The organism is Lacibacter luteus (assembly GCF_004118265.1).
Lineage (GTDB): Bacteria > Bacteroidota > Bacteroidia > Chitinophagales > Chitinophagaceae > Lacibacter > Lacibacter luteus.
Genome location: NZ_SDHW01000003.1, coordinates 311,554 through 324,001, shown reverse-complemented (window position 1 = coordinate 324,001; position 12,448 = coordinate 311,554). Strand labels below are relative to the sequence as shown.

Here is a 12,448-nt window from a genome sequence, read left to right as displayed (position 1 = left end):
TTAAGGTTTACGGCACTTTTACCGTGTTCAATACCTGGTTAATGATCTCCTCTACCGAAATATTTTCTGCTTCGGCTTCGTAGGTTAAACCAATACGATGACGCAATACATCAGCTGCAATTGAACGCACATCCTCAGGTAATACATACCCACGCTTATGAATAAACGCTACAGACTTTGACGCCAATGCCATATTAATCGATGCACGTGGCGAACCGCCGTAAGAGATCAATGGTTTGAGATTACTTAACCCCACCTGTTCTGGTTTACGTGTTGCAAATACAATATCGAGGATATAATTTTCAATCTTCTCATCCATGTAAATCGTACGGGCAAGATCTCTTGCCTCTGTTACTTCACGAATAGAAACAACCGGGTTGATTGTTGGTGAAGAAAGCTGTTGCGTATTTTGACGGATGATGAGTTGCTCTTCTTCTTTTTTGGGATAATCGATCACCACTTTCAACATAAAACGATCCTGTTGTGCTTCGGGTAACGGATACGTACCTTCCTGCTCCAATGGGTTTTGTGTTGCCAGTACAAGAAATGGTTCATCTAACTTAAACGTGTTTTCACCAATCGTTACCTGGCGTTCCTGCATGGCTTCGAGCAAAGCACTCTGCACTTTTGCAGGGGCACGGTTTATTTCATCGGCCAAAACAAAATTGGCAAAAATGGGCCCCTTACGCACAAAAAATTCGTTCTTCTGCTGGTTATAGATCATGGTGCCAATTACATCGGCCGGTAACATATCGGGTGTAAACTGTATGCGGCTGAACTTTGCATTAATTGCCTGCGAAAGCGATTTAATGGTGAGTGTTTTTGCAAGACCGGGAACGCCTTCCAGTAAAATATGGCCATTGCCGAGTAAACCAACCAACAGGCGATCTACCATATATGTCTGCCCTACCAGCACTTTACCCACTTCTGCACGAAGCCGATCGAGAAAACTGCCTGCATACTGGATCTTTTCGTTCAATACCTTGATGTCTTCTGCGGTTTTTAACATGTAATCTTGGTTTTTTTGTGAAAATACAACGCATCTAATTCTTTTCCTGACGCTTGTATTAAAATTCATTACCAAGAACGCAAAAAAAAGGCCGAACTTTTTGAATGCTCATGATTTTTTTTGAAATACAAAACATTGCGTACTTCTACCTTCGAAAACTTACGAAGTTGCTGAACAATTATCTTTGCACTCTATGGATGCAAGGAATGATTTATTTGTAAGGTGGATGCACCTTGAACAAAAACTGGTAGAACGTTTTGGTAAAAAGCCCGATCTCGAGTCGATTCTGTTCCTGATCGGCATTCAGGAGTTCGGAGAATTGAAAGATAAATTCAGCAAAGAGCAAAAACAGGATCTGATGCATGTAGCAGTATGCTCACTTCTGTCGCAAAGCGGTTATTTTAAATTCGATCGTTTTGATGATGATGGCTGGCCACATTTTGAACAGTTAAAAGCAATGCCCAACATGACCATGCGTGAACAGGAAAATTTCATTAAGGATCATGTATTGCTTTACTTTGAACAAACCGGATTTTAGATGAAGTATTTTTTATTCGTTTTTTGTTTGTTGCTGCTGTTTACTGCGGATGCCCGTAACCGAAAGGTGAAGATTATTACCAGTAAGGGAACCATTATTGTAAAGCTGAGCAATAAAACACCTTTACACCGCAACAACTTTGTTAAGCTTGTAAAGCAAGGATTTTACAACGGCATTTTATTTCATCGTGTAATAAAAGATTTCATGATCCAGGCCGGCGATGATTCTACTAAGCAGTCGGTGCCCGGTAAGCGTTATGGTAACGGCGGATTGTCGTATAAAATTCCTGCCGAGTTCGACAGCTCGTTGTTTCACAAACGTGGTGTGCTGGCAGCGGCAAGAGATAACAATCCTGAAAAGGCCAGCAGTGGCAGTCATTTTTATATTGTTCAAGGGAAAAAGTTTACCGACAGTACGTTGAATGATGTGGAAGTAAAACGGATGGGTGGCCGAAAAATACCCGAGCGTTACCGAACTGTTTATAAGACTATTGGTGGAGCCCCGCATCTCGATCAAAACTATACGGTGTTTGGCGAAGTGGTTAAAGGGTTGAATGTAGTGGATACGATTGCGCAAATGGAGCGTGATCAGTACGACAGGCCTAAAGAAGATGTACGCATCATCCGCATGAAACTGAAACGGAAATTTTTATTTTTCTGATTGCAATAAAACAATCAATTTAGCAGCGCTTAAAAAACAAATACACCCGATATGCTCACTAGTAAAGCATATCAACCGGCAACGGGTATTTGGGCAAAAAACCAGGTGGCAAATAACAACAGCCGAAAACGGCGAACAAAAAAATAAACACATGAATTTTCCAGAAAATCTCCGCTACACAAAAGACCATGAATGGATAAGCTTAGAAGGCAATGTTGCAACAATTGGCATTACCGATTTTGCACAAAGAGAATTAGGCGATATTGTGTATGTTGATATCAGCACCGTTGGTAAAGCATTAAATGCAGAAGAAGTATTTGGTACAGTAGAAGCTGTAAAAACAGTAAGTGATTTGTTTTTACCCGTTGCAGGAACCATCAGCGAAGTAAACAGTGCTTTGAACGATCAACCTGAATCGGTGAATACAGATCCATACGGCGCTGGCTGGATGGTAAAAGTTACTGTAAACAATCCTGCAGATGTTGAGCAACTGATGGATGCAGCAGCTTACAGTGCTTTAGTTGCGTAATGAAAATTAAACTTCAACAATACTTTTCTACAAAATGGCCGGCCATTATTTGGTCGGTCATTGTTTTTATACTGCTTGTTATTCCACCAGCTGCACTCGGCAGCGAACGAAAGATCGAGATCGTACAACTCGATAAAGTCATTCATTTTTTCCTGTTTGGAATAGTTGCGGCTTTATGGACCTTCTATATCCGTCAAAGGCAAAACCACTTTTTGTACTACCTTCTTATTTTCATCTGTACCAGTATTTATGGCATAGCTACCGAATATGTACAGGATTGGGTGGGCCGGGATTTTGATGTTTGGGATATGTTTGCCGATGCTGCAGGAGCCTTTGTATTTGTAAGTTGGGTTGGTATAAAAAGAAGACCCCGGTAGAAACCGGGGTCGAAACCAAAACTAACTGCTTATGAGAAAAATTTAAATTCAGATTTGTTACACAAAGTTCGCACTATCCACAACGCTAACCTGTCACCTCTATGTTAATGTTTTCTAAAGCATTTGTGTTTTAAAAACGGGCCCCGGTAGAAACAGGGGCCGTAACCAAAACTAACTGCTTATGAGAAAATTTGACTGCTTTAAAGAACTTTCATATTTAAGACGCTAAATGCATTCCAAAGTTTACGGTTTGATTGTTAAAATATCCTAAAAGCATTTTTGCGTTCTCTATACCATCTATTTCTAAAACCATGCCAACCACATTTTACTCAATGGAGCATCTAGTTGTAACATGCTTTGATTAATAGTAATTATCAGCCAAAAAGCCCTTTAACCATATCCATAACACCACCTCCACCAGACTGTTGAGAAGCGCCGCCTTTTACCATATTGATAATATCGTTGAAATCGGTATCACCGTCCCCATCTTTATCCAAACCGCCTTGTGTTACACGACCGAGTAAGCCTTGAATATCAAGACTGTTAGTACTACCGCCGGTTAGAGAACTAAAAATTCCCTGTAAATCGACACTATTATCCGAAGGGTCGTTTGTTTTTGAAATGAACTTGTTTAATACACCCGGCAAAAGGTTGCTTACAATATTTCCCGCCTGGCCCTGGTTGAGATTAAATTTCTCCATTAATGAGGAGATTGCATTACCCGAAAGTTGGCCGGCCAAAGGATTTGTTTCAACATCACCTCCTTTACCTCCTAATAACTTCAACACATCTTTAAACTGACCACCTGCAAGAGCTTGTTGCAAACCTCCGGTAATACTGTTGGTTATATCTGCCACAGCTTCATCATTTCGCTCGTTCGGAATATCGGGATTATCAATAATAGCGGTGCCTGCCTGTTGTTTTACAAGATTCAATAATTGATCAAACATGTTTATTCATTTTATCTATCAAATTACATTAAAACACATCGGGATGCAAGTGCAACAGATAAAATATTTATTACTATTTCTTGTATAAACAAACGCCCGGTATTGCTACCGGGCGTTGGAGTATAAGAATCAGAGGTATGTTATTATTTTACTTTGGCAGCAATTTTTACGGCATCGTCCTGAATGGCATTACAACTTGTTGATGAGCCTACCCACCACCTGCCTATCGGCTGATTATAAGAGTTGCCCATAATTGGAGCTTCTCCGTTTCCACCGGAATTATATTCTGCCAGGAAGTTACAATTGCTATCATATTTTGTTTGATGATATAACCCAATGGTATGTCCGCCTTCATGCGAGCAAGCTTCCCATACATTTTTTTGACTGTAGCCTAAGGCTTTTGAAAATACAAAGCCCGGAATATCAAGACCCCATGTCCATGAGTCGATGTAAGCAACACCACCTGCTCCAGGATACCATTCATGATATTGTGTAACAATGATTCGCTGTCTTCTGTTAGCAGCTGCAGCAAAATAAGCAGTTGAATCTGTAGTGATTTTAATATTAGCAAATGCAGAATAATCATTTTTAACTTCTGCAATAATGTTTGCTATCTCTGTGCTGGTAAAACCAGAGGGAGTTGCATAAAAAGTAATACCGCCATTCCAGTACGGGCTGCTTACTGTTTGCCCGTCGAAATCGAGAAATAATACCCAGGAAGAACTGGTAACAACCGGATTGGTAACAATTGAAGTTGTGGTTTCGCAGGCATCGCCGATACCGTCTTTATCACTATCAGCCTGATCGGGGTTGTAGGTAGACTTACAGTTATCTGAATTATCAGGAATACCATCTTTATCCACGTCTTTCCCTCTTCCTGAAATAACATTGTCTGCAAATAATTCACCCCTACGAATGCTGTTGTAATTTCCCTGCAGGAAATCGCAGGTCTCAATTTTCTTTTTGGATACAGATTCTGCAGTAACGGTTTTTTCTGCAAGATTTGAATTTTCTTTTTGGCATGCCACCAGCACTAATGCACAGGCATAGACAATCAACTTCTTCATAACGGTCGGATTTGTTTTTTTAAAATATTGGATTTTATGTTAGTAGACTCTTTTACCGAAACACAAACTGCACGATTGCCTTCTGCATTCCTTTCTGCAACCAATTGAACTAAGAATATGCCAACTGTTTATAAAAGTTTTGCTTTAGGCCAAAGCGGCTAACAAATTGTCTTACGAATAAAAGAACCTGCAGTTCAGATAATGTCACGTCTACCATATCTGAATATGCTGCAAAGTAATTGTGTAATTCCTCCGAAGGAAATAGAGGAATCAGCAAACCCTGTGTAGTTATAAATCTATAGCCTTGCGAAGTTCTACTTACTGGAGCGTAAGCTTTTCTGCATTTTCAGCAAACTGTAAAGCATCTATCAGCTCTTCAATTTCGCCGTTTAACACCGCATCGAGATTGTATAAGGTAAGACCAATACGGTGATCGGTTACCCGGCCCTGTGGAAAGTTATACGTTCTGATTTTCGCACTTCTGTCGCCCGTACTTACCAAGCTCTTTCTTTGGCGGGCAATTTCTTCTTCCTGCTTGCGTACCTGCTCTTCGTACAGGCGTGTACGCAGCATCTGCATGGCTTTTTCACGGTTAGCCAGCTGTGTACGTTCTGTCTGGCATATTACTACTGTACCTGTTGGTACGTGTGTTAACATTACTTTCGTTTCAACTTTGTTTACGTTCTGTCCGCCTGCACCACCGCTTCGGGCAGTTTCCATTTTTACATCACTATCCCGCAATTCAAAATCAATTTCTTCAGCTTCGGGCATTACAGCCACAGTTGCTGCGCTGGTATGTACACGGCCACTGGTTTCTGTAGCTGGTACACGTTGTACACGATGCACACCACTTTCAAATTTCAAAATACCATATACATCATCGCCTGTAACTTCCAGCTGCACCTCTTTGTAACCACCAACTGTTCCTTCACTTTCGCTGAGTACAGCTGTTTTCCAGCCCCTGCGTTCGCAATATTTAATGTACATACGTAACAGATCGCCGGCAAAAAGACTTGCTTCATCGCCACCGGTTCCTGCACGTATTTCAAGAATAGCATTTTTATCATCCTGTGGGTCTTTCGGAATAAGCAACTGGCGAATGTATTTTTCAATTTCCGTTTGCTTTTCTTCCAGCTGAGGTAATTCTTCTTTTGCCAGTTCTCTCAACTCTTCATCGCTACCGTTTAATGCCTCTTTATAACTCTGCACATCGCTGATGATGGAAAGATATTCCTTTCTGCCCTGCACAATTTTTTCAAGACTACGGTACTCTTTACTCAAGGCAGAGAACTGCTTGTTATTAGCAACTATTTCGGGGTTGGTGAGTGCTACACCAACTTCATCAAATCTTGCCTGTATTGCTTCTAACTTATCTAACATAGTAATCTGCTCCTGAAAGGAAATGCTTTCGTCTTAAATTTGAGCGGCAAATTTAAATGAAATCGGCATGCAATACAGGAAATTCAGGGCAGATGAATTGTTTGATGGTTATACGCTGCGAAAAACCGACGATACACTTATTGCAGACGCAACCGGGAAAGTGATTGAGATTGCTGCTGCTGCTGATGCCGGAGAAGATGTTGAAACCTATTCAGGCATTCTTTCGCCGGGATTGATCAACTGCCATTGCCACCTCGAACTGAGTCACTTGAAAAACATCATTCCACCACATACAGGATTGGTTGATTTTTTATGTTCAGTTGTTTCGAAACGTGGATTTGAACAGGAGCTGATACAGGAAGAAATTCGAAAAGCAGAACAGGAAATGTTTGAAAACGGTATTGTTGCCGTTGGCGATATTGGCAATACAGCCGATACAGTTGTTGTAAAACAAAGCAGTAAACTACGTTGGCACAATTTTGTTGAAGTGCTCGGTTTCAGCGATGAAAAAGCAGCAAGCAATCTGCAACATTACACAAGTGTTGCCGATGAATTAAAAACTCATCATCGCACAACATTAACACCGCATGCCCCTTACAGTATTTCGCCTTTAACGTTTCAATTGATCAATACTGCAACAACCGGAAAAATTATTTCTGTACACAATCAGGAAACTGCAGCAGAAGATGAGTTGTATAAAACAGGCAGCGGCGATTTTCTGCGCTTCTATAAAATATTTGGCCTCGATCGTTCTCCTTTTCCCGTAACAGGTAAATGCAGTATACGTTCTTACCTGCCCTATTTCAACAACGGTCAAACAATACTTCTTATACACAACACATTCATGTGCGAAGAAGATATTGTGTGGGCCAATGAATACGCTGCAGCAAACGGATTAACACTTGTATATTGCTTTTGCATAAACGCCAATTTATACATTGAGAATAAAGTGCCTGCCGTTGCTCTGTTTCAACAACAACATTGCAACATAGTGCTTGGCACCGACAGTTACAGCAGCAACTGGCAACTGAGTGTTACAAAAGAAATACAGGCTTTACTTCAACACAGCTCAATAGCTGCAGAGCAGGCATTACAAATGGCTACACTCAATGGAGCAAAAGCTTTGCAATGGCAAAACGATCTTGGCAGCTTCGAAAAAAATAAACAACCCGGTATCGTATTGCTTGAAAAAGATTTCAGCTCATCTAAGCGATTGCTTTAAACAACAAAAGCATTCCAGTGGAATGCTTTTGTTGTTTAAGACTATATTTTTTTACTCGTACATCGATTCAACATCTACAACCGATTTCTTTTCTCCCCTATAAAAATCTGCACCGCTTGAACGGCTCGTAATTAAAATCCTCTTCAGGAGTTTTTGCAGTTGCTCTTCTTCGGGCACATCTGTTTCCAATGCCGTTTTTGTAAACTGTGTAAATTCATAATCGCCGCTGTTGTTAAACGAATAGCGGTTATAGTATTTCCACATTTTCTCGCTTTCAAACTCAATTTCACTTTCAGCTTCGGGCACTAACCCAACAGTAGCAATTTTCCATTGCACATCATCTTTCTTCATTTTGTAACGGAAGAAGTAGATATATCCTTTTTTACCGGTAATGGTAATAGCGTAGCGTTTCATAAACGAAACAGTATCTGGTTTGTCATTATCGCTATCCCATAGCAGCTTGCTTATTGCAAGATCTTTATGGTTACGGTATTTAGCAGGAAACAACTTTTCCATTTTCCATTCTTTCAAATCTCTTAACAGGCGATAACGGTATTCGTCTTTCGATGCAAAGAAGCGAAGCAAGCTGTCGGGAACCTGCTGTTTGTTTTTCAGCAACACTTCCATAACATCGTATTTAAGCTGTTTACTTTCCGACTGCAGCAGTTGCGTTACAAATGCCTGCACCGATGTGTTTTTTGTAATGGAAGGAATCAATAATCTGCTGTACAAAATAAGATCATCGTTTGTTTCATCTTCTTCATCATACGATCTTACTGTTAGAATATCTGTATCGTCAGCATCCTCCTCTTTATTTTTTGTTGCTTCTGCTTTTTGAATAGATTGTTTCTTTTCTGCAACAACCTGCTTGCGCCACAAATGTTTTGCTTCCAGTAAGAACTTATCAAAATACATCTGATAATCTGCTGCTGTAATTACACTGTCCTCAACCATATCAGCCAGTAATTCCATCATATCATCTTTGTAATCTTCCAGGTTTACAAGGGGTAACAGGTCGGGCAAAATTGCTTTTACAAGCAACAAGGTATCGCTCATATTATCAACAAACTCATCATCACTGTCATCTTCTTCGCCATAAGGCAAATCAGACAAGATACCATAGCCGCTTGATCTGTAACGTCGGTAATTATATTCATCGCTTCCTTGTTCAATAATGGGTGGCTCTGCTTTTACAATATCTCTGAACAGAGAATAAGAAGTCGCTGTTTGCTGGCGCAACAAAGCTTCCAATGCTACATACTGCAACTGAATTGTATCGCCTGCAGCAAAATATAAATCGTGCAGGTATTTTGATGAAGCTGTTGTTTTAATACTTGCCAGGCGTTTAATTAAAGCGCTCTTGGTATCGAGATAGTTTTTTTCTTTCCAGTTAATTTTTTCAATTGCATTTTTCAGCTGAGGAAAATCAGCCGAGTCTAATACAATGGATGAAATATATTTTTTTGCTCTTTTGTGCAATACAGTATCTGCACTCTGAAAATCGTTGAAAAAATACCCTGATTTTTTTACCATGATATCAAAGCCTTTCAATGTAGTGTCGGGCTTAAATGTTTCAAAGAACCGGTTGATAAACGGACTTGGTTTTGTAAGCGTATCTCCCAGGGTTTGTATGGTAAATACCATCCCATCTTTAAGAAACGATTTTACACGCACCATACGGCTGCTCCCCTTGTCAGACAAATAAGTATCCCACACATTCATCTTATCGGGCAACACTGTTTTTTGCTGCCAGCGTGTAATCCTTGTTGTATCGTTGTATTCATCATCCGCAAGGCTTGCACTGTCTTTTACATACGTATAGAAAGGCATTTTATAAAAGTTCACTTCAATACGTTCGCCAGTTGTATCGTTCTGAATAACTTTTGATTCAGTGATTGTTTTGTAAACAAACTCTTCTTTTGTATCCTCTTCACTACTCAACCGTTCGTAAATACCTGCAAGCTCTTTCAAATCTGTTTTTCTTTTAGGAACAGGATAGTAAGGCGTGTTCACTGTATAATAAAGTGCCGTGTCTTTCTGCACCACATCATTTCCATATACAAATGGCTGTATTTCGAAGCTGTTGATAAATTGTTCTATTGCAGGATTTTCTTTTGCGGCATGCACAATTAAAGCGTAGTAATGCGGGCCTTGCAAAATAAACCGTACCGTAAACAGTTTTCCTTCTTTATCTCTGAAGCGGGTATGCAATGCAGGATAACCTTTGTGTTTTATTTGTTTACGTTCGAGCTGCTTGTCTATAAATTCAGACGCTTTAAAACTTTCTTCAGCAAGACTTAGTTCAAACGTATCCTCATCGCTTTTTGTATAGCTATGTATTGAAGTTGCAACAATGCGGTAATGGTTCTGTTCATCTGCAGCATCGTACAATCTGTTGTTCTCTTTTATATTGAAAAAAGGTTGGTGTGGAAATGCTGCTGCAAAACCACCTGTTGCGGGTGTAAATAGTTTGCCCGTTATTTTTTGTTCCTTATAATTCTTTAGCTGAACGCTGTTAAAAAACTCTTTGCCTTCGGTACTGTTGCTTACATAATTACCAATACCGCTCATTTTAAAAATGAGTACTTCAAAAGGTGTAACAAAAATGTTATAACGCTGCACATCGCCACGGCGTGTACGGTTTACAATATCATAACCCTGGTAACCATTTTTGCTGATCACTTCCTTCGACAAAATTTTCCCAGGTATGCTTTCGTACAATAAACTGTCGATTACTTCCAGTACACGTGCATCTTTATGTCCCCACATAAATGCGTTGGTGCTGATTTTTGTTACCATGTAATAGCTGCCATTACTAACATCGGCATGCTGTACCTGGTTAAAAAACGGATGATTGGTTGAAAAGAAAGCCCCCGGCGCCTGTAACTGATATGTTCCATCTTCTGCAGTTATTTTTTGCATTGCTGCAGGTACTGTTATTTTATCAACTGCATCTTTTTCCTGGTTGCTTCGCCCCGACATTTTAACCGGACGAACAATGTACCCTTTACTGCGCAGCAATTCAATTACACCACGGTTACCCGGTAAATGTGCGGCACCAACACCTGCAAAAACCGATGCTCCTGCTTTTATAATTGAATCGATCGAATTAGCCTGTATCTCGTTACGACGATAAAGAAATTTTTCATCAAACAATTCCGACTGTGAATTGTAACGATTGATACTATCAAGCAGGTCGAGATTACCTGTGCGGTAAGCTTCTTCCAGTTTATCGAACGAATATTCGCTGTTGTAGTTATCGTAGCTGCGTTGTTTTTTGTTTTTATCTTTTGCAGCATCCTTTACAGCTTCGATCATCAGCTGCATGCTTTCATCAAAATTTTCAAGACCGGCAGTTTTCTTGCCATATTTTCTTCCGCATTGGTAAATGAACATATCAAGGAAAGTATCTTCTTCAAAGTCGGATGTTTTACCGCCATATGTTCTGTACAACAGGTTGTTGATAACCGAAGGATTACTTGCCAATGCATACTTGATGAGCTCTTCGTACTTATGAATTTTAAATGTATTGATGGACAAATTATCGCCGCTACGGTTGCGGTTACTGATAAAGCTCATGGGGTCCATGTCGTACTTGTCCATATCCTGTTGCCAATAAGCCATATCATTTTCCAAGGCAACTACCTGTACATTTTTTATACCCATGTAAAACGAATCGGGTAAATTATACACCAGCTTACTGCTTACATGCATGGTGCCGAATAAATAAGAAGGCTTGCTTGATCCCTTCCGGGTAATTTCCCAAAACAGGCTTGGATACTTTGATGGCTTTTTGTTTGCCTGGCCAAAAGCAGAGCTACATACAAGCAGGAGTAACAGAACTACAAAGGGTTTGAATTTCATACGTTTTAAAGTGTGGTTTCGAATAGTTGTTTATATAAAGATGCGCAGTTAAAAAGAATGCACATACAATTTGCTAAAGTTCGGTATAAATGTTCTTCATGGCGATAAAACTTCCTGTAATACCTGTAAGGTTTTCAGTTTAGAAAATTCGGGCATATGTAACATGTAAAAGGTTTCAATAGCCTCGAGTAACTGGCGCCGCTGCAGGTAATTCATAGGTACCTCGGCAAGCTCATGCGGCTGCATAGCTTTCAAAACCTCACTCATCAGTTGTGCAGCCTGCCCTTCAATGTAATACACATGTTGCGGATGTGTATCTACAAAACTTCCTTCCTGCAAATCAAAAACCGTATGCGTTCCTGCATCATCGGTATTCATTTGAAAGCCGAAGAAGTTTGTAAGGTGTAACGAAAAGTATAACGGAAAATTTGCTGTAACCGTATCTGAGGCCGTATCTAATTCCATCAATGCTTCTTCTACAAAATAAAACAGATCGGGATTGTTTTCGGGTTGCTTTACACATTTCTGCAACAGCTCCATCATGTACAGCATTACACTGTTTTTAATAACATCTGCAAACAGTTCGGTATATAAAAAACTCCAGCGGAATTCTTTAATGCGTTGCAGATTCTTGAGATCGTGATGGTAAACAACCAATTCCAGTATTGAACCCGGCTGAAAATAATTTGCTTTTGCTCCACCTTTTTTACTGCTTGCTCTTACGCCCTGCACTATATAACTCTGCAAGCCATACAATTCGGTATAAGCGGCAACAATAAGACTTGTTTCGCCATACTTAACTGTACGCAAAACAACGGCCTTTGTTGTATGTAATACATTGCTCACTACTTG

General features: G+C 40.0%; 11 protein-coding genes. 5 read left to right on the top strand and 6 right to left on the bottom strand.

Annotation, left to right across the window (positions count from 1 at the left end; all coding sequences use genetic code 11):
- Positions 1–7: 7 nt before the first annotated feature.
- Complete coding sequence (locus ESA94_RS12495; RefSeq protein ID WP_129131242.1) at positions 8–1,009, bottom strand: AAA family ATPase; 1,002 nt, start codon at positions 1,007–1,009, stop codon at positions 8–10.
- Between the two features lie 193 nt (positions 1,010–1,202).
- On the opposite strand from ESA94_RS12495, the gene ESA94_RS12490 reads away from it, so the two are divergent.
- The 4 genes from ESA94_RS12490 (at position 1,203) to ESA94_RS12475 (ending at position 3,113) form a co-directional block, all read left to right on the top strand.
- Positions 1,203–1,547 (top strand): hypothetical protein, encoded by a 345-nt coding sequence (locus ESA94_RS12490; RefSeq protein WP_129131241.1) that lies wholly within the window; start codon positions 1,203–1,205, stop codon positions 1,545–1,547.
- A complete protein-coding gene (locus tag ESA94_RS12485) occupies positions 1,548–2,207 on the top strand; it encodes a peptidylprolyl isomerase (protein WP_129131240.1) in 660 nt (219 codons plus the stop codon).
- Positions 2,208–2,358: 151 nt separating this feature from the next.
- Positions 2,359–2,736 carry a glycine cleavage system protein GcvH gene (gcvH, locus tag ESA94_RS12480; RefSeq protein ID WP_129131239.1) on the top strand — a complete coding sequence of 126 codons (378 nt, stop codon included), beginning with the start codon at positions 2,359–2,361 and terminating at the stop codon, positions 2,734–2,736.
- A complete protein-coding gene (locus tag ESA94_RS12475) occupies positions 2,736–3,113 on the top strand; it encodes a VanZ family protein (protein WP_129131238.1) in 378 nt (125 codons plus the stop codon). The genes gcvH and ESA94_RS12475 overlap by 1 nt, the downstream gene beginning before the upstream one ends.
- A 374-nt stretch (positions 3,114–3,487) precedes the next feature.
- Here the strand turns inward: ESA94_RS12475 and ESA94_RS12470 are convergent, their stop codons facing one another.
- The 3 genes from ESA94_RS12470 to prfA all read right to left on the bottom strand — a co-directional run bounded on the left by ESA94_RS12470 (position 3,488) and on the right by prfA (position 6,510).
- The gene (locus ESA94_RS12470) at positions 3,488–4,063 is read right to left on the bottom strand and encodes a hypothetical protein (protein WP_129131237.1); all 576 of its coding nucleotides are present in this window, start codon (positions 4,061–4,063) and stop codon (positions 3,488–3,490) included.
- A 143-nt stretch (positions 4,064–4,206) separates the two neighbouring features.
- Entirely contained in the window at positions 4,207–5,130 is a 924-nt protein-coding gene (locus tag ESA94_RS21800) for a thrombospondin type 3 repeat-containing protein (RefSeq protein WP_129131236.1), read from the bottom strand.
- Between the two features lie 318 nt (positions 5,131–5,448).
- On the bottom strand, positions 5,449–6,510 hold the full coding sequence (gene prfA / locus ESA94_RS12460; protein ID WP_129131235.1) for a peptide chain release factor 1: 1,062 nt from the start codon (positions 6,508–6,510) through the stop codon (positions 5,449–5,451).
- 67 nt (positions 6,511–6,577) lie between these two features.
- On the opposite strand from prfA, the gene ESA94_RS12455 reads away from it, so the two are divergent.
- Positions 6,578–7,732 (top strand): amidohydrolase family protein, encoded by a 1,155-nt coding sequence (locus ESA94_RS12455; protein ID WP_129131234.1) that lies wholly within the window; start codon positions 6,578–6,580, stop codon positions 7,730–7,732.
- 51 nt (positions 7,733–7,783) lie between these two features.
- Here the strand turns inward: ESA94_RS12455 and ESA94_RS12450 are convergent, their stop codons facing one another.
- Both ESA94_RS12450 and recO read right to left on the bottom strand, forming a co-directional pair.
- The gene (locus tag ESA94_RS12450; RefSeq protein WP_129131233.1) at positions 7,784–11,596 is read right to left on the bottom strand and encodes a TraB/GumN family protein; all 3,813 of its coding nucleotides are present in this window, start codon (positions 11,594–11,596) and stop codon (positions 7,784–7,786) included.
- Positions 11,597–11,692: 96 nt separating this feature from the next.
- Entirely contained in the window at positions 11,693–12,442 is a 750-nt protein-coding gene (gene recO / locus ESA94_RS12445; RefSeq protein ID WP_129131232.1) for a DNA repair protein RecO, read from the bottom strand.
- Positions 12,443–12,448: the final 6 nt, after the last annotated feature.